20 protein-coding genes are annotated in these 17,326 nt (G+C 67.2%); 4 read left to right on the forward strand and 16 right to left on the reverse strand.

Going from position 1 to position 17,326, the window contains the following annotated elements; translation table 11 throughout:
* Positions 1-40: 40 nt before the first annotated feature.
* Both ACSQ2H_RS07815 and ACSQ2H_RS07820 read right to left on the reverse strand, forming a co-directional pair.
* A complete protein-coding gene (locus ACSQ2H_RS07815; RefSeq protein ID WP_293405844.1) occupies positions 41-823 on the reverse strand; it encodes an NAD kinase in 783 nt (260 codons plus the stop codon).
* 33 nt (positions 824-856) lie between these two features.
* Positions 857-1,969: a DUF2336 domain-containing protein gene (locus ACSQ2H_RS07820; RefSeq protein WP_436060875.1), complete on the reverse strand. Its 1,113-nt coding sequence runs from the start codon at positions 1,967-1,969 to the stop codon at positions 857-859.
* A 116-nt stretch (positions 1,970-2,085) separates the two neighbouring features.
* Here ACSQ2H_RS07820 and glpK point away from each other — a divergent pair, with 116 nt between their 5' ends.
* Positions 2,086-3,585, forward strand: coding sequence for a glycerol kinase GlpK (glpK, locus tag ACSQ2H_RS07825; RefSeq protein ID WP_436060876.1), 1,500 nt, complete (start codon positions 2,086-2,088; stop codon positions 3,583-3,585).
* A 4-nt stretch (positions 3,586-3,589) separates the two neighbouring features.
* Here glpK and ACSQ2H_RS07830 read toward each other — a convergent pair whose 3' ends face one another.
* Entirely contained in the window at positions 3,590-4,186 is a 597-nt protein-coding gene (locus ACSQ2H_RS07830; protein WP_436060877.1) for a CHRD domain-containing protein, read from the reverse strand.
* A gap of 265 nt (positions 4,187-4,451) precedes the next feature.
* Here ACSQ2H_RS07830 and ACSQ2H_RS07835 point away from each other — a divergent pair, with 265 nt between their 5' ends.
* The 3 genes from ACSQ2H_RS07835 to ACSQ2H_RS07845 all read left to right on the forward strand — a co-directional run bounded on the left by ACSQ2H_RS07835 (position 4,452) and on the right by ACSQ2H_RS07845 (position 9,819).
* Positions 4,452-5,222: a class II aldolase/adducin family protein gene (locus ACSQ2H_RS07835; protein WP_436060878.1), complete on the forward strand. Its 771-nt coding sequence runs from the start codon at positions 4,452-4,454 to the stop codon at positions 5,220-5,222.
* 287 nt (positions 5,223-5,509) lie between these two features.
* A complete protein-coding gene (locus ACSQ2H_RS07840; RefSeq protein WP_436060879.1) occupies positions 5,510-6,658 on the forward strand; it encodes an efflux RND transporter periplasmic adaptor subunit in 1,149 nt (382 codons plus the stop codon).
* Positions 6,658-9,819, forward strand: a complete 3,162-nt coding sequence (locus tag ACSQ2H_RS07845; RefSeq protein WP_436063556.1) for an efflux RND transporter permease subunit — start codon at positions 6,658-6,660, stop codon at positions 9,817-9,819. Before ACSQ2H_RS07840 ends, ACSQ2H_RS07845 begins: the two co-directional genes overlap by 1 nt.
* Positions 9,820-10,025: 206 nt before the next feature.
* Here ACSQ2H_RS07845 and ACSQ2H_RS07850 read toward each other — a convergent pair whose 3' ends face one another.
* The 13 genes from ACSQ2H_RS07850 to ACSQ2H_RS07910 all read right to left on the reverse strand — a co-directional run bounded on the left by ACSQ2H_RS07850 (position 10,026) and on the right by ACSQ2H_RS07910 (position 17,085).
* Positions 10,026-10,520 (reverse strand): c-type cytochrome, encoded by a 495-nt coding sequence (locus ACSQ2H_RS07850; RefSeq protein ID WP_436060880.1) that lies wholly within the window; start codon positions 10,518-10,520, stop codon positions 10,026-10,028.
* Positions 10,521-10,556: 36 nt separating this feature from the next.
* Positions 10,557-11,036: a YaiI/YqxD family protein gene (locus tag ACSQ2H_RS07855; RefSeq protein WP_436063557.1), complete on the reverse strand. Its 480-nt coding sequence runs from the start codon at positions 11,034-11,036 to the stop codon at positions 10,557-10,559.
* A gap of 82 nt (positions 11,037-11,118) precedes the next feature.
* On the reverse strand, positions 11,119-11,772 hold the full coding sequence (locus ACSQ2H_RS07860; protein WP_436060881.1) for a choice-of-anchor C family protein: 654 nt from the start codon (positions 11,770-11,772) through the stop codon (positions 11,119-11,121).
* Between the two features lie 210 nt (positions 11,773-11,982).
* Positions 11,983-13,164, reverse strand: coding sequence for a tyrosine-type recombinase/integrase (locus tag ACSQ2H_RS07865; RefSeq protein ID WP_436060882.1), 1,182 nt, complete (start codon positions 13,162-13,164; stop codon positions 11,983-11,985).
* A 235-nt stretch (positions 13,165-13,399) separates the two neighbouring features.
* On the reverse strand, positions 13,400-13,675 hold the full coding sequence (locus ACSQ2H_RS07870) for a hypothetical protein (RefSeq protein WP_436060883.1): 276 nt from the start codon (positions 13,673-13,675) through the stop codon (positions 13,400-13,402).
* Positions 13,672-13,950: a hypothetical protein gene (locus ACSQ2H_RS07875; RefSeq protein WP_436060884.1), complete on the reverse strand. Its 279-nt coding sequence runs from the start codon at positions 13,948-13,950 to the stop codon at positions 13,672-13,674. The genes ACSQ2H_RS07870 and ACSQ2H_RS07875 overlap by 4 nt, the downstream gene beginning before the upstream one ends.
* Complete coding sequence (locus ACSQ2H_RS07880; protein ID WP_436060885.1) at positions 13,951-14,649, reverse strand: hypothetical protein; 699 nt, start codon at positions 14,647-14,649, stop codon at positions 13,951-13,953. It abuts the gene before it with no gap.
* On the reverse strand, positions 14,639-14,860 hold the full coding sequence (locus ACSQ2H_RS07885; RefSeq protein WP_436060886.1) for a hypothetical protein: 222 nt from the start codon (positions 14,858-14,860) through the stop codon (positions 14,639-14,641). Before ACSQ2H_RS07885 ends, ACSQ2H_RS07880 begins: the two co-directional genes overlap by 11 nt.
* Positions 14,853-15,503: a hypothetical protein gene (locus tag ACSQ2H_RS07890; protein WP_436060887.1), complete on the reverse strand. Its 651-nt coding sequence runs from the start codon at positions 15,501-15,503 to the stop codon at positions 14,853-14,855. The genes ACSQ2H_RS07885 and ACSQ2H_RS07890 overlap by 8 nt, the downstream gene beginning before the upstream one ends.
* On the reverse strand, positions 15,500-15,715 hold the full coding sequence (locus ACSQ2H_RS07895) for a hypothetical protein (RefSeq protein WP_436060888.1): 216 nt from the start codon (positions 15,713-15,715) through the stop codon (positions 15,500-15,502). The genes ACSQ2H_RS07890 and ACSQ2H_RS07895 overlap by 4 nt, the downstream gene beginning before the upstream one ends.
* The gene (locus ACSQ2H_RS07900) at positions 15,712-15,948 is read right to left on the reverse strand and encodes a hypothetical protein (RefSeq protein ID WP_436060889.1); all 237 of its coding nucleotides are present in this window, start codon (positions 15,946-15,948) and stop codon (positions 15,712-15,714) included. The genes ACSQ2H_RS07895 and ACSQ2H_RS07900 overlap by 4 nt, the downstream gene beginning before the upstream one ends.
* Positions 15,941-16,390 (reverse strand): hypothetical protein, encoded by a 450-nt coding sequence (locus ACSQ2H_RS07905; protein WP_436060890.1) that lies wholly within the window; start codon positions 16,388-16,390, stop codon positions 15,941-15,943. Before ACSQ2H_RS07905 ends, ACSQ2H_RS07900 begins: the two co-directional genes overlap by 8 nt.
* The gene (locus ACSQ2H_RS07910) at positions 16,387-17,085 is read right to left on the reverse strand and encodes a DNA cytosine methyltransferase (protein WP_436060891.1); all 699 of its coding nucleotides are present in this window, start codon (positions 17,083-17,085) and stop codon (positions 16,387-16,389) included. Before ACSQ2H_RS07910 ends, ACSQ2H_RS07905 begins: the two co-directional genes overlap by 4 nt.
* Between the last annotated feature and the right edge of the window lie 241 nt (positions 17,086-17,326).

Raw genomic sequence — 17,326 nt, forward strand, 5'->3', positions numbered from 1 at the left:
GACAGGCGTTAACAACGGATGAGCCGGGAACCGGCGGTAATCACACGGAAAACTGTTCGGCGAGGACGCGTTCCTCGAGGCTGCGGCCGGCGTCGAACAGCATGTGCAGGGCGACGTCGCGGTTCTCGGCGATCTGCACGGCCACGACGTCGCGGACCTCGAAATTGTCGGCCACGGCGCTGACCGGACGCTTGTCAGCTTCGAGGATCTCGAAGGTGACCTGGGCCGTATGCGGCAGCAAGGCGCCGCGCCAGCGACGCGGGCGGAAAGCGCTGATCGGGGTCAGGGCCAGGATCTTGGCGTCGAGCGGAATGATCGGGCCATGGGCCGAGAGGTTGTAGGCGGTGGAACCGGCCGGGGTCGCGACCAGCGCTCCATCGCAGGAGAGCTCGCCCAGCCGCACCTTGCCGTCGATGGAGATGCGCAGCTTGGCGGTCTGGCGGGTCTGGCGCAGCAGCGAGACCTCGTTGATGGCCAGCGCCTCGTGACGGCGGCCGGCGGCGTCGATGGCGACCATGGACAGCGGATGGATGACGGCGCGTTCGGCGGCGTTGATCCGCTCGAGCAGCGCGTCCTCGCTGTACTCGTTCATCAGGAAGCCGACCGAGCCGCGGTTCATGCCGTAGATCGGGCGGCCGTTCTTGAGGTTCTCGTGCAGGGTTTCGAGCATGAAGCCGTCGCCGCCGAGCGCGACGATCACCTGCGCGTCATCGTCGCTCGCCTCGCCGTAGCGGGAAACCAGCACGTTGCGCGCGTCCTGCGCCTCAGGGCGGTCGCTGGCCGCGAAGGCGAGACGGGTCACGAAGGGCTCAGGCTTGAACATGGCGCGGCTAAAGTCCGTGAAACGGGCGATCCGTCAACCGGGGTTCACCGCGCGGCGGAAGGCGGCGCCGGCGATGTGGGCGTCGAACGGGCCGAATGCGCCGCCGGCGCGGCGTGCACCTTCCTGGCCGCCGCCGGGCAGCCCGCCGTTGAGGTCGCGGACCATCGCCAGGATGGTCGGAAAAACGCTGCGGTCGATGCCGACGGCGGCGCAGGCCAGGGCCAGCAGTTCCGGGCGGTCGGAGTTCACCGCCCGGCGCACGTGGTTCTGGTCGAACCGGCCGAGCGTCGCCAGGCTGGCGAGGAACAGGGTGAGACGTCCCTCCTTGAGCGAGCGGATGAGATATCCCGGCCGCAGCTGGCCGGCGGCGTCGAGCTTGGCGACCAGCCGCCGCTCCATCTCCTCGCGCTCGCCATCGCGTTCCGTGCGGGCGGCCGGGGCCGATCCGCCGTGCGCCTCGCGCACCGAGGCGGCGAGGGCGGCGTCGAGCTCGGCGGCGTCGAGCCGGAAGCGGTCGACGAGCGAGTGCCGCAGGGCCTGGCCGACCCACAGGTAGAGCTGCCGCGCCAGGCCGTCGGTGAGCCCGGGGTGGCGGGCGAGCGGCGAGCGCATGGCGGCGATCCGCTGCGCCGCCGTGACCAGGACGCTGAGGTCGTGCTCGCTGAGTGCGGCGCTTGGATTGCCGGCCAGCGCCGTCAGTACGGCCGGCTCGCTCTGCTGAAGAATGGCTGCAACCACCGGCGGGCCGATATTGGGGCGGCGGGCGACCTCGATCTGGTGTTCGATGGTCGCCTCGACCAGCAGGCGGACGAGATCGTGATCCTTGAGCACCGGGCTGCCGGCGATGACCGGACGCGCGATCTCGATGTCGTCCAAAGCCAGGACGTTGACGAGGGCCGAGGGCGCCCATTCGGCCTGGGCCAGCTTTTCCGAAAGGCGGCGGCGGATGTCGCGCTCCGCCTCGACGACCAGGGACATGAAGATCGAGTTGAGCAGGGCCTGGATCGGCTTTGAGGTCATCAGCCCTGCGGCGCTCTCGCCGGCGTCGCAGAGCTCGACGATGGCCAGCAACAGGCGCTCGCGATCGGCCGGCGCACGGCTGCGGGCCAGATTCAGCAGCTCATCGGTCTTGGCGGCCACACTCAATCTGGCGTCCCCGGCGATCACTTCGAATCTGCTCGGAGCGGATGAAAACATGGTTACAACCTGTTGACCATGCGGGCGGCGAGTCGCCCGCCAGACGAGCAAAGGCGGGGTGGAAGATGGCCGAACCTCTGATCCTGGCGCTGGACCAAGGCACCACCTCGACGCGGGCGATCGTTTTCGACGCCACGGGCGCGCCCCTCGCGGAGGCCGGCCGCCCGCTGGAGCAGTTCTATCCGGACGACGGTTGGGTCGAGCACGACGCCGAAGAGATCTTCGCCGCCTCGGTGGCGGTTCTGCGCGAGGCGCTGGCCAAGTCCGGCCGCCCGGCGGAAGACGTGGCGGCCATCGGCATCACCAACCAGCGCGAGACGGTGGTGATCTGGGACAAGGCGAGCGGCAAGCCGATCCACCGCGCCATCGTCTGGCAGGACCGGCGCACCGCGCCGACCTGCGAGCGGCTGCGGGCGGCCGGACGCGAGCCGCAGGTGACGGACATCACCGGCCTGCTGCTGGATCCATACTTCTCAGGCACCAAGATCGCCTGGATGCTGGGACAGGTTGAGGGCGCGCGGGCGCGGGCCGAGGCCGGCGAGCTGCTGGCCGGGACCATGGACAGCTGGGTCATCTGGAACCTGACCGGCGGGAAGGTGCACGCCACCGACGCCACCAACGCCTCGCGCACCATGCTGTTCGACCTGAAGGCCCAGGCCTGGTCGGACGAGATGCTGGAGATGCTGGACGTGCCGCGGGCGCTGATGCCGACGGTGCTGGACTGCGCCGGCGACTATGGCGCGACCGCGCCTGAGCTGCTGGGGCGGGCTATCCCGATCCGCGGCGTGGCCGGTGACCAGCAGGCGGCGCTGATGGGGCAGGGCTGCATTCGCGCCGGCGAGATGAAGGCCACCTACGGCACCGGCTGCTTCATGCTGGTCAACACTGGAGAGCACCTGGCGCCGTCGCGCTCGCGGCTGCTGACGACCGTCGCGGCGCGGCTAGGCGGGCGGGCGACCTATGCGCTCGAGGGCTCGATCTTCATCGCCGGCGCGGCGCTGCAATGGGTCAACGAAGGTCTGGGCGTGCCCGGCGGCGGCGGCGGCGTGGAGAAACTGGCCCAGACCGCACGCGACGATCACGGCGTGGTGCTGGTGCCAGCGTTCACGGGGCTGGGCGCGCCGTGGTGGGACGCCAATGCCCGCGGCGGCCTGTTCGGGATGACCCGCGACACCGGCCTGGCCGAGATCGCGCACGCCGCATTCGACGCCTGCGCCCTGCAGACCCGGGACCTGATCGAGGCGATGCGGGCCGACGCGCCCGGCGCCTTTGGCCGGGATGTGGAGCTGCGTATCGACGGGGGCATGTCGCGCAGCGCCTGGTTCAGCCAGCGGCTGGCTGACCTGACCGGCGTCGCGGTCGGGCGGGCGACCTACATGGAGACCACTGCGCTTGGTGCGGCGCTGTTCGCCGGACTGGGGGCGGGCGTCTACGCCAGCGTCGAAGAGGCGGCGGCGGCTCGGCCGTCGACCGAACGGATGGAGCCGACCCTGTCGAGCCATGGACGGGAGGCCGCCTACGCCCGCTGGCTGGACGCCGTGGCGCGGGTGAAGACCACGGCCTGACCGCTCAGGTCCGGAAGGCCGATCGGCGCCAGCGGATGGCCGTGCCGGCGAGGCCGAAGCCGGCGATCATCAGCGCCCAGCTGGCCGGCTCCGGGATCAGGGCGAACTGACCGCGGATCTCGCCGCCCGGCGCGAATGTCGTGTGGATGTTGAAGTAGGCTTGCCCGCCGTTCAGGCCGGTAAGCAGCGCCGCGCGGGCGCCTTGCGCCGTGCCGCCGTTCGCGGTGACGAATGCGGCGTTGTAGGTTCCTGGCGCATCGAGATCGAAGGCATGATTGTAGCTGCCGCTGGTGACGCCGCTCGGGAAACTCGGGATCCGGGTGGCGACGCCGACGTTGGTCGGCGCGGCGGCGCAGCAGTGGACGTGGGCTGCGGCCACGTCGCCGATCAGGTTGCTGAACGTCGCCGAGACCGTCAGCAGGTCGCCGTCGACGGTGAGGAAGGCCACGCCGTCGCCCGGCGAGGCGACGGGCGGGTTTTGGTTGGCTCCCTGCAGGATCGCTTTGTAAACGGTGGCGGCTTGCGCTGTCCCGCCGAGCGATGTTCCGGCCAAGGCGAGGCTTGCCGCGACCGCGGCGAGCTTAAACGTCGTGTAAGACACAACGACCTCCGCATCCGAGCATGGCGACGTCGAAATTTCACTAAGGGTCCGCCATCCCCAGCCTAGGAACAGGCGGACCGACAAGCCGTGGTTCGTGATGCGCGGGCAGATCTTGTCGTTAACAAAATCTTCCGCCCAACAGGCCCTGGTGTCAACGGCCGTTTGATGAACAGATTCAACGCTGCAGGCCGTGCTTGACGCTTGGCGCCGACGGCGCGACTCTGGTGATCAACGATCAGACAAAGACATGCATAGGGAGGCCGTCATGGCCGATGGTTCGATCGCGAGCGTGAGCTCGTTGAAGGGCAAGGTCAGCGCCGAGGAATGGCAGGCGCGCGTCGACCTGGCTGCGCTCTACCGGCTGGTTGCGCTCTACGGCTGGGACGATGCGATCTACACCCACATCTCGGCGCGGTTGCCGGGGCCCGATCACCAATTTCTGATCAATCCTTATGGGATGTACTTCGGCGAGATGACCGCCTCGGCGCTGGTCAAGATCGACCTCGAAGGCAACATCCTCCAGGAGACCCCGTACTTCATCAATCCGGCGGGGTTCACGATCCACTCGGCCATCCACGCGGCTCGCGAAGACGCCCACTTCGTCATGCACCTGCACACCGACCAGGGCGTGGCGGTCGCGGCGCAGAAGGACGGCCTGCTGCCGCTGTCACAGCATGCGCTGATCGTGCGCACCATGCTGGCCTATCACGACTATGAGGGGATCGCCCTCAATCTGGACGAGCGCGAGCGACTGGTCGCCGACATCGGCGAGAAAAAGATGATGCTGTTGCGCAACCACGGCACCCTCACGGTCGGGGAAACCGCCGCCGAGTGCTGGATCAACATGTTCTACCTGGAGCGGGCCTGTAAACAGCAGGTCATGGCGCTGTCGGCCGGCCGTGAAAACGTGCTGCTCGCCCCGCAGGCGGCGCAGGACGAAGTGAAGGCGCAGATGTCGCGCGGTCTGGGCGGCGGGCTGGCCTGGCCGGGCGCTTTGCGTCTGCTGGATCGGTCGCTGCCGGGCTACGACGTCTAGAGGTCTTCCTCAAGGATTGTTCAAGGCGGGCGTCCGATCTCGGGCGCCCGTTTTCTTTGCAGCGATGACCTCAATACGGAATTGTAAGCTTCAACGAGTGTTGTGGCTGGGCATACCTATCTTGTATTTCAGGCCCGACACGCAAAGCCATCGTTCTGTCACTGGACGGCGCCCATATCGTCGCCATAAGACGCGTTTCGATTCAGCGTCATCCAATTTCATTTTCCGAGCCGCCCCGGAGATTCCGTAACTTGTTGCGACGCCACTTTTTCCTCGTCGGCGCGATTGTGATCCTCGGCCTCATGGTGGTCGCAGGCGGCTGGAAGCTCACCCTCGGCAAGAAGGAGGGGCCCGGCGGCCCTGGAGGCGGCGGCGCGATGGCCGCCCAGAAGGGCGGCGGCGGTCCTGGCGGCGGAGGCGGTGGTCGTGGCGGCATGGGCGGCCCGGCGCCGGTCAATGTGGTCGGCGCGCAGAACAAGACCTTCGTCGACGCCATCGACGTGATCGGCGTCGCCAAGGGGCGCCAGTCGGTGACCCTCACGGCGGCGGCGACCCAACTGGTCGAGAAGGTGCGCTTCAGCGACGGTCAATCGGTGCCCAAAGGCGCGGTGCTGGTCGAACTGAAGGCCACCGAGCAAAGCGCCGGCATCGCCCAGGCGCAGGCGCGCATGGTCCAGGCGCAGCGCGATTTGGACCGTTGGAAGCAACTGGCCGCGCAGGGGTACGCCTCGAAGACCGCGCTCGATCAGCGCGAAGCGACCTATCTCGCGGCCAAGGCCGACGTCGATGCGGCGCGGGCTCGCGAAGGCGACCGCATGATCCGCGCGCCGTTCGCCGGCGTCGTCGGGCTGTCGGACATCGCGCCGGGCGCGCTGGTCAATCCGGGCGCGGCGATTGTGACCCTGGACGACATTTCGAGCGTGCGGGTCGATTTCGAAGTGCCCGACCGCTACCTCGCCTCGATCCGTGAAGGCCAGCCGATCACGGCCCGCATCGACGCCTATCCCGGCCAGGTGATCCAGGGCCGGATCCAGAAGCTCGACACCCGCATTGACGAGCGCACCCGCGCCATCACCGCGCGCGCCGAATTCCCGAACCCGGACCGGAAGCTGAAGCCCGGCATGATGCTGCGCGTGGCGATCGCCCAGGGCCAGCGGCAGGTGGTCGCCGCGCCGGAGTCGGCGGTGTCGGTGCAGGGCGACTCGGCGTTCGTCTTCGTGGTGAGCCGACAGGGCGATCAGGCGCGGACCGAGCAGCGGCCGGTCCTGACCGGCATTCGCCAGGACGGCTTCGTGGAGATCCGCGACGGCCTGCGTCCCGGCGAACAGATCATCGCCGACGGCCTCAACAAGATCCAACCGGGCCAGCCGGTCCGCATCCTGACGTCCCAGAAGGGCGCCGAGCCTGGCGCGCGCGCCGCGCGGCCTGACGCATGATGCTGTCGGACATCTCGGTCCGCCGGCCCGTCTTCGCGGCGGTCGCGGCGATCATCCTCTGCGTCGTCGGCGTGGCGGCCTTCGCCTCGCTGACCGTGCGGGAACTGCCCAGCGTCGACCCGCCGGTGGTGTCGATCTCCACGACCTATCGCGGCGCTTCGGCCGAAGTGGTCGAGGAGCGGATCACCGAGGTGATCGAGCGACAGATCTCCGGCATCCAGGGGATCGACCGGGTCAACTCGTCGTCGCGCGACGGCCGTTCGAACATCAACATCTCGTTCCGGCTCGATCGGAACCTCGACGACGCGGCCAACGACGTGCGCGACGCAGTCAGTCGCGTGGCGTCGAACCTGCCGTTGCAGGCCGATCCGCCGCAGATCGCCAAGGCGACCGCCGACGGCTCGCCGATCATGTTCATCTCGTTCGCCTCGACGACGCTGAACCGGTTGCAACTGTCGGACTACGCTCAGCGCTATCTGGTTGAACGCTTCTCGACGGTGCCTGGCGTGGCCCAGGTGTTCGTCGGCGGCAGCCAGCTCTATTCGATGCGGATCTGGCTCGATCCCAACGCCATGGCCGCCCGCGGCGTGACGGTCGACGACGTCGAGAACGCGCTGAACAGCCAGAACCTCGAACTGCCGGCCGGCTCGCTCGAAGCGCCCGACAAGGACTTCACGATCCGGGTCGGCCGCGGCTACTCGACGCCCGAACAGTTTGCCCAGCTGCCGGTGGTGGCGTCGGGCGCGCGGACCGCGATCGCGACCGGCAACACGAGCCAGGACTACGTCACCCGCCTGGGCGACATTGCGCGGGTGGAGGAGGGGCCGGACGAGCGCCGCCGCAGCTTCCGCTCGAACGGACGCGACCAAGTCGGTATCGGCATCACCCGCCAGTCCCAGGCCAACGACCTGGAAATCTCGCAGGGCGTCCGCGACCTGCTGCCGGAACTGAACAAGTCGCTGCCCAAGGGCACGGTGCTGGAGGTGGCGGTCGACTACACCGTCTTCACCAAGCACGCCCTCGAGGAAGTCTGGATCACGATGGGGATCTCCATGGCGCTGGTCGCCCTGGTGAACTTCATCTTCCTGGGGACCTGGCGCGCGGCGCTGATCCCGTCGGTCGTGGCGCCGATCTGCATCCTGTCGACCTTCATCGTCCTGGCCCCGCTGGGCTTCTCCCTGAACCTGCTGACGCTGCTGGCCCTGGTGCTGGCCATCGGTCTGGTCGTCGACGACGCCATCGTCGTGGTCGAGAATATCCAGCGTCGAATAGACGACGGCGAACCGGCGATCGTGGCCGCCCAGCGCGGCGCGCGGCAGGTGTTCTTCGCGGTCGTCGCGACGACCATCGTGCTGATCTCGGTGTTCGCGCCGCTGATGTTCCTGCCGGGCTACATCGGACGCCTGTTCGTCGAGCTGGCGGTGGCCATCGCCGCGGCCGTGGCGTTCTCGGCGCTGCTGGCGCTCAGCCTGTCGCCGATGCTGGCCTCCAAGCTGCTGCGCCCGGCGCATGGCGAGGGCTTCCTGGCCCGCCGCGTCGATGCGGCCATGGGCAAGTTGAAGTCGTCCTATCACGCCTCGCTGGAGTCGCTGCTGGGCGACCGTCGCGCGACCTTCGCCACCATCGGTCTGGTGATCGTGCTGGCGGCCGGCGCTGGCGGACTCTTCTCGGTGCTGCCGCGTGAGCTGGTGCCGGAGGAAGACCGCGGACGGGTCGACCTGAACATCGTCGCGCCGGAAGGCGCGGGCTTCGACTACACGATGAAGGCCGCGAACCAGGTCGAGGCGAAGCTGCTCGAACTGCTCAAGGACGGCGAGATCACCCGCTACATCCTGGGCGTCCCACGCTTCAACGGCACCCAGTTCAACGGCGGCTTCGGCAACGCCAACGTCACCGAAGGCAGCGGCGTCACGTCGAATGAGTTGGCCGCGCGCCTCAATCGCGAGCTGTCGTCGATCACCTCGGTGCGCGCGATCGCCTCGGTGCGGCCGGCCTTCCAGCGCGGCGGGGGCGGGGGCGGCGGCGGAAGTGGCGTCGATGTGATCGTCGCCGGCGATGACTACAACCAGATCGCCGCCTGGATCAAACCGCTGCTGGCGGCCGCCGAGGCCAATCCAGGCCTGGCTCGGGCGCGTCTCGACTACGAGCCGACCAGCCCGCGCGTGCTGGTCAACATCGACCGCGAGAAGGCGGCGGCGCTGGGAGTGTCCGCCCAGGCGGTCGGTCGGGCGCTGGAAAGCAACTTCGGCACCCGGCGGGTGACGACCTACATCAAGAACGGCCAGGAGTACGACGTCCTGCTGCAGACCGACCGCGAGCAGCGCCAGACCGAGCGGGACATCGGCAACCTCTATGTGCGCTCGAGCTCGGGGCAGTTGATCCCGCTCTCGACCGTGGTCACCACCGAGGTGCGCGGCGACACGCCGGACCGCTCTCGCGTCGACCGTCTGCGCTCGGTCACTTTGTCGGCCCAGCTGAACCCCGGCTATCCGGTCGGCGACGCGGTGAAGTTCTTCGAAGCCGAAATCGCCAAGATGCCGGCGGGGCCGCAGATCAAATGGGGCGGCATGGCCCGCGACTATCTCGAAGCCGGCAGCGCCGTCGGACTCGCCTTCGGCATGGCGCTGCTGCTGGTGTTCCTGGTGCTGGCCGCGCAGTTCGAGAGCTGGATCCACCCGGCTGTGATCATGCTGACCGTGCCGGTCGCGGCGTTGGGAGGGCTGTTCGGCCTGCTGATCGCCGGCTCGACCATCAACACCTACAGTCAGATCGGCCTGATCATCCTGATCGGCATCGCGGCCAAGAACGGCATCCTGATCGTCGAGTTCGCCAACCAGCTGCGCGACGAAGGGCTGTCGATCCGCGAGGCCGTGATCGAGAGCGCCTCGCTGCGCCTGCGTCCGATCATCATGACCTCCATCGCCGCGGCGGCGGGTGCGATCCCGCTCATCATGTGGGGCGGCGCCGGCGGCGAGAGCCGCAAGACCATCGGGGTCGTCATCTTCTTCGGGGCGATCTTCGCGACCCTCCTGACCCTGTTCATCGTGCCGGTGTTCTACAATCTGCTCGCGCGCTTCACGAAGTCGCCGCAGACCACGGCGCGGCGAATCGAAGCCTTCGAAGAGGCCGAGCAGGCGCGGGCGGCGAACGCCGCCGAATAGCGTCGCCGCGGGCGACTGCATTCCAGAACGAAAAAGCCTCCCCCAGCGGGGGAGGCGAGTTGTCGGGGTGGCGCCGGCTGCGACAAGGGGGTGTCACAGGCGCCGGCGCAGGATCTCGGCTGACAGATGCAAGCGCAGCCTCGACAGCAACATGCTGCGGCCGAACGCCATTCTCGTCAAGGTTGCTATTTTGAAGCGCTAGCGTCTCACGGCGCTTTGTAGCCGGTCTCGACCTTGAGGAAGGCGATGAGATCGATGCGGTCCTTCTCGGACTTGAGGCCGGCGAAGGTCATCTTGGTGCCGGGCAGGAAGGTGCGCGGCTCCGCCAGCCACTTGTCGAGATGCTCGGCGTCCCAGACGAAGCCGGCGTTCTTCACGGCCTCGGAGTACTTGTAGTTCTCGAGCGCCCCGGCCTTGCGGCCAAACACCCCGTGCAGGTTCGGGCCGGTCAGGTTGGCGCCGCCTTCGACGATCGTGTGGCACGAGCGGCACATGGCGAACTTGGCCTTGCCGTTGTCGATATCGGCGGTGTTGTACGGCGCGGGCAGGCTGGCCAGGACGGCGGCCTTCTCGGCGGCGGTGGGCTCGTGCTCGGCGGTCGGAGCCGGGGCGGAGCCCTCGGACTTTTCGCCGCCGCCCTGGCCGCAGCCGGCGAGCAGGGCGCAGGACCCCAGGACGGACAGCATCAGCGCATGGCGCATTTCAGAACCCCTCAGCCAATCGTGAGCGCAGGCTAGTCAAGCGCCGCCGCGTTGCAAGGCGCGTCGACGACGCTCCTTCTGAATTGTCTCGTCCAGGGACTGCAGGAAGCGGGAGCGGTCGTTGCGGTCGAAGGGACGCGGCCCGCCGAGCATCTCTCCGGTCGAGCGCAGCTGCTCCATCAGCGCCCGCTGGGCGATGGCCGCGCCGATCGAATTTTCGGTGAACGGGCGGCCGTTGGCGCCCAGGGCGTAGCCGCCCGACTTCAGCACCCGCTCGGCCAGCGGGATGTCGTTGGTGATCGCCACGTCGCCGGGCGAGATGTGCTCTGCGATCCAGTCGTCGGCGACGTCCGGACCAGCGTCGACGATCATCCGCGCGATCAGCGGCGACTGCGGGATCTGCATGAAGGCGTTGGAGACGACCCAGGTCTTCAGCCCATAGCGCTGCGCGACCTTGTAAATCTCGTCCTTCACCGGGCAGGCGTCGGCGTCGATGAAGATCTCGATCGGTTTCAAGTCCACGCCAGCCCGCCTGCAGACAAAGGAACGCCGCCGGCTCCGGAGAGCCGACGGCGTCCTTCATAGCGCCTGTTGTGGGTCAGGCGAAGGCGAGGGCCTGCTTGCGACGCGAGGAGCGCACCGCGGCGCCGACGCCGCCGAAGCCCATGATCATCATCGCCCAGGTCGCCGGCTCCGGAACCGCCGAGATCGACACGTTGTCGAGCGCCGGACCGTACGGCGTGCGGGTCTGCGAGTTGAAGACCAGCGTCGAGGTCGGATCGAACGCGGTGAAGGTGTAGCTGTACTGCGTCCAGCCCATGTTCTGCTTGGTGTTGCCGGCGCCGACGTTGAAGGTGAAGTTGTTCACCCAGTCGCCGCTGACGGAGGTGGCGACGAACTTGTCGCCGAGGCCGCCGTCGGGGTTGCCGGCCAGCCAGAAGCTGACCTTGTAGGTCTTGCCGACGACCGTATCGATGGTCTGCTGGATGCTGCCGCCGTTGAGCGCCGAGAGATCCACGCTGCGCTCGCCATCGGCCGCTTGCCAATAGGAGCCGATGTAGTCGACGCCGTGGCCCTTGACGGTCCAGCCGGTGATGGCGGTGCTGCCGTTGCCGAGGGTGATGAAGCTGCCCGGATCGGCGCCTTGCTCAAAGCTGCCGTTGACCAGGGTCGCGGCGTTGGCGCCGCCGGCGACCAGCGCAACGGCGAGCGCCGCAGTCGTGCCCACCAGCCAGTGTTTTTTCGTGCTCACGTGTGGAGTCTCCAAATGGGATGCGGCCCGAGGGGGCCAATTGGCTTTCGCAATCGGCGTGCCAGCGTCGGGGCTTGGCAGCGGGGGCGGGCCGTGGCATCGGTCGGCGGCGCGCATGAGCCGCGCCGGCTTAGCTCAGTTGGTAGAGCAGCGGTTTTGTAAACCGTGGGCTATGCGCTCATTTGGCGTCAAAAAACCCATAAAACACAATCAGTTGGTGTCATCAGTCCCGGTCTTGTCCGGGGTCGCTTCGGGACTATTCCGGGGCGACGATACATCCTCCTCGCCAAGCGCCTCCCGAAGGTCTTCCTCCAGGGCGTGGGCGTAGCGCATCGTGGACTGGATGTTGGCATGCCCCAGAAGGCGCTGGGACAGCTTCAGGTTTCCCGACTTGCGCAGGATGGTCGTGCCGGCGTGGTGGCGCGTGCCGTGGATGCGGCGGCCCGGGGAGACGCTCGCGCGGTCTGCAGCGGAGTTCAGGCGCGCCTGGAGGCCGTAGTAGGTGAGGGCGACCAGCTTCACCTCGCCCGCCTCCTCGTCGCGCTCCTCGACGTACCAGATGTGCTCCAGGCCAGCCTTGCGGGCGCGGGTGAGGCGCGCGGCGATCTCGCGGGCATGACCGGCGCGGAGCGGCAGCACGTGGGCGCCTGTGTCGCGCTTGCGGCCCTTCCGGCGCTCGCCGTCCGGCATGAGGCGGCTGGCGATGTTGAGGCGTGGACCTTCCGGGTCGAAGTCCCCCAGCTCGAAGAACAGCTCTCCGAAGCGCATCCCGTAGGTCATCAGCAGATCGAGAGCGAGGCCGGTCGTGGGGCCGCACTCGGCGCGCCAGGCCGCCTGTTCGTCGACGCCGTAGATCTTGACCAGCCCGGCCGGCTCTTCGAGGCGCAGGCGGCCCCATTCGATGGGCTGAACCCTCAGGCCGCGATTGGCCCACAGCAGTACGGCGTAGCGCATGACCGGGCGAAGGTGCTCGATCACGTCGCGGTTCACCGTGGCTGGCGATGGGTAGTAGCGCTTGGCGTCCTTGGCCTTGCTCTTCACGTAGGGCATCAGGCGCCGGCGGCGGATCGCGTCGGCCACCGTCTCGGCGTCGATGTCCTTAAGCGGTGTGGTGGCGCCGATGAGCGCGATCAGGGTGGCGAGCCGGCGCTCGACGTCCGCCGCGTCGCCGCGGTGCTGGCCGACGTCATCCCACCAGCGACCGCAGGCTTGGTTGATCGTCAGGTTTTCGGCGGACCCGAAACGGCCTTCGCCGACCTCACGCCGCTTGCGCTCTTCCGCCGCTTCGGCGGCGCGTCGCGTAGTCTGTCCCGTCGATCCGTGAAACCGACGACCTTCAATGATGAAATCGAACTGCCAGAAGCGGCTGTTTTTCGGCTTGTAGACGGACACGGGGTCGCGTGTTCCTCGGTGAGATAGGCGCGAAGGTCGCGCTCTGTGTAGCCCCGGCGCGAGCCGCGCGGGACCGATCGGATGACCTGTCGCTCAGAGAGGGCGGCGAGGGTCTTCTCGTCAACCCCAATCAGCCTGGCGGCGCGCACGGCGGGGATGGTCGCACTGTCGGCGAACGCCTCGGCAAACCGCCGCTCAGTCGTGGGGCCAAGGTCGATGGGAAGGAGCATGCTCATCACCACAGATCCTCCGAGAACAGCAGGCGCTCATGCCGCGCCGGATGTTCGATCATCGGCTGACCGGAGGCGCGCGCGATCAACAACGCTTCCTCACGCCCAACGAAGCGCCCTGCCGATGTCAGGAAGCCGCTCTCATCGGGCGAGCCGGCCAAGGCGAACAGGTTGTGGTGTCGCGCTGGTGGTGGCGCCGAGACGATCACCGGCAAAGCGCGCGGGTCACTCGATCCGCCGAGGTCGTACAGGTGTGCAGCGGCAACGATGGTCTCGCTCACCGTTCACCTCCCTCACTAGGGCCTGAGGCGTCCGTGTTGTGGGCGGGGAGGGGGGATGGCGAGGTGAACCTGTATCCCTCCTCGATCAGGTGGTGCAGGACTTCGGCGCGGCACTCTTCGTCGGCCATGTACTCGGCGTGTAGTAGCCGCAGCACATCAACCGCTGTGGCCGGCCTAACGACCTCCCAGACCGCTCCACGGTCGTCTTCTTCGACAAAGCGGACCAAGTCGCCGTCTTGAACGGTTTCAAAGCCGCGGGTTGGTTGCCAGTCCATCTACTTCCCTTCCGTAGTAGGGGCGGGGAGGGGCTCGAAGCGGCCATCGCGGAACTCTGTCGTCGGCCTGGCCCAATAGCTGCCGTCCTCGCCGCAGTAGATCGTCAGCGGCGTTTCGTCCCAGATGGCCTGCTCGGCAGTCTGAAACAGTCCTTCCGCGATGATCTTATAGGTCGTTCCGCGCTTCACGTGACGATGCGTCGGCCTCCACCCCTCTACCGTGGGGGAGGAGGAGAACAGGGCGAGGATGGCGTCGGCCTTGGTGAGCGCTTCTTCTCGGGCAGCCTCAGTTTCAGGGTCACACTCTGCACGGTCCATGGCCCACGGGTCGATGATCCGCGCCACCTCCTCCCGTCCAGGCGCTTCCCTTGAGCGCTGTAGGGCTTCGATCTTCCGAGCTGCCTCTATCGCGTAGACTATGGATGACAAGGAGTCAGAACCCATGATGCCGTCTACACGGGCGGCAGTGATCGCGTTCAGGATCGCTTCGACCCATTTGCGCGGCGGTAGGTTATTGGCTGACATCTGCGTCTCCCGCAGAGCCTTGCGCTCGGAGAGGAGGGCGCGGAGGTCGGAGGCGTGCTCACGGGCGACTGAACCGTTCACAAGATGCGATTGAACGTCGCAATCGAACCAGACTGCGAAGTCCGTCACCCGCTCCACCGCAGCCTCGATGTCGGGACAGGCTTCAACGGTCATTGGGGGCGTCTCCGATGATCGTGGTCTTGGAGAACTGGCGCGGCCCATGCTGCTGAAACCATGCATCCGCAAGGATCTGCTTGCACTCCCAGGCGGCTCTCCAACCGGCCTGGTAAGCGGCGGTCGCTTCGTTCGCGAACAGGGGTTCCATGTCGAGCGCGTCATAGTAGCCCTCGGCGTAGTCGGGATGCTCTTGAATGCGCTCAGACATCCTGGGCGTCCTTCTCCTGATGGGTGAGGGCGACGCGCTGCCAGTTCACTAGTAGGCTCAAACCATGTGCCGCTCGGCGTTCTTCGGAGTTCATGGCCATGGCGTATTGCGCCTCTGCGTCACCCTCCAATGCGTCGATGACCTCGGGAATGAGCACCGGCATCGTGGGGTCACGGCGGGCGCTGCCCTGTTCCACCAAGCTTAGGCGACACACCTCCAGGGGCGCTTGCGCGGCGTCTCGCTCGGCGATGATCTGCTCAATGCAGCCGATGATGCCGTTGGGCCAATCGGAAGGAATATCCTCTGCGTCAGGCCACGCCTTGTAGAGCGCCGCCACGACCTCATGAACTTGATCGGCGTGTTCCTCCCGCAGGGCCGATAGTTCGGCGTCCTTGGTGGCGAGTTGCACCGACAGCCAGCGAATGCGTTCCTTGGCGGCGGTCTGCCAGACGATCAGGTCAAGGTCGCCTCGGTCGGCCATGTAGACCGCGTTGGCGAGCGCGAAGTCAGAGACGTCCGATTTCGTTAGCCGCGACTTGTCCATCGCGGCGTATTCGACGGCCATCTCTCGGCCAGCGGCTGTGTTCCAGTGTCCGTCCAGGACTTCGGGCAGTCCCGCCCCCTTGTGTTCGTTGCCGGTCATGCGGGGTCTCCGGGGCTGTAGTCGAGCGCGGTCGGGTGGCACGGCGACGCGTGCTTCTGGCCGTCGAACCGAACCATGACGTGGTGGCCTTGCGACGGGCTCTCGCGGGCGATGACGCCGAACGAGCGGGGTCCTTTCATCTCGGTGTGGCGGACCCGATGGCCCACGATGGGGTCAACGCCGTACATGCGGCGCACGTAGTCGTAGCTCACAGGCTGTCTCCCTGGTCTTGGGAGAGAGCGGAGCGGCCGGCTGAGACGTAGCGAGGCTTGTAGACGTAGCGAGCGAGAATGGCGGCCTCTTTCACGCTGAGGCGATATACGAGGCCGCTCTGCATCCGATAGACGAGGCCACCAGATGGCGTGACGTTGCCGGACTTCACGAGATCGCCAGATGTGTTGTCGCGCATGAACTGCGTCGCTTTCCGCAGGACAATTTCACCCACGTCCGTCTCCCTGGTCTTGGGTGCGGAGGGCGGTCAGAAGGGCGATGCAGAGGGCGAGCGGCATGGTCTTGGCTCCGGACATTTCCCATCCGTCGCCATGCCACCAACGGACAGCGTTCGACCCATGCCGTGTGAAGGTGTCCCGCTGAGCCTGTGGGAACTTCCGCTCTATGAGCGCCACGATCGCGTCGAGAGAGGTGGTGAACTCTGGCGCAGGCCAACCCGCACCCGTCGGGTGGTCGCGCATGTAGATGAAGCCCTCTACGTCGCCCAACATCCATCCCGGAGCCCACTCGTGAACCCAGTGCTTGATGTTTCCCAGCGGCTTCGGGTCAGTTGCGATCCATAAGAGCGCGTCCAACTCCCGGCTTCCCTCGCTCGCAGCTTCCAGCCTTGCGATCAGCTCTCCGTGTTCCATGGCTTCCGACTTCTGTTGGGTCATGCGGCTTCCGCGAGCATGTAGCCGATGGCCTCGGCCATGGCGGGTGGGTTGCTGTCACCTAGGGCTTCGATGCGCTCTCGACGCTCGTGAACCCCTTCGGCACGCCAAGCATCCACTCCGAAAGCGGGGATGGCAGACGGGTCCCAATCACCTCGGGAAGCTGCTGCCCTCTTGGCTCGCTCAATCGCTTGTGGGAGCGCAGCCCGGGCGAGCGCCAGTCGCGACAGGCTGGGGCTGGCAACCACGTAGCGTCGCCGGCGCGGATAAGGTGCGCCAACGTCATGAGCGCCGAACTCAAAGACGGCGACGTGTCGGCCAGTCTCGCAAAGGTCGGCAGCGACTTGGGCTTCCCACGCCTTGTTTCCGGGGGGCTGCTCCACGACAAACCATTCTGCTCCGGCCCCGAGCCCTGCGATGAGCATGTGGCTCCACAGGCTTTCGCCGGTTCGCTTTCCGTGAATTGCAGCGGCAACGGAAGTTGCCTGGCAGGGGGGGCCGCCGAAGACGGCATCGGCGCGAGGTGGCGTAATGGTGCGGACGTCATCGCTGATCGGCACTCCGGGGAAGTTCTGGGACAGGCGTTCACGACGCCAGGGGTTGCTCTCGCAGAGCATGGCGGTCTCGTGGCCAGCCCGGTGCATCCCCAGGGCATGGCAGCCGACGCAAGAGAACAGGTCGAGCACGCGGAGCTTCACGTCTCGCTCCCTCTACTGAGGGTGTCGGTCTCATCCCGGACTCCTGAAGGAGGAAGGGGGGCATCCCGGAGTTGCGTAGAAAGCTCGCTGCGCTGCGCACCCGAGAGAAGGGTGACAACATGGATGCGCAGGACGCGGCCAGCGGGCAGCGTGACGTCGAAATGGTATCGGTCGGTCTGACCGCGCGTGCGGGTCGCCGGGGTCATGACGCCGTACCCGTAATCACGGAGGGCGCTACGCA

Source organism: Phenylobacterium sp. LjRoot97 (assembly GCF_964254345.1).
Classification (GTDB): Bacteria; Pseudomonadota; Alphaproteobacteria; order Caulobacterales; family Caulobacteraceae; genus Phenylobacterium.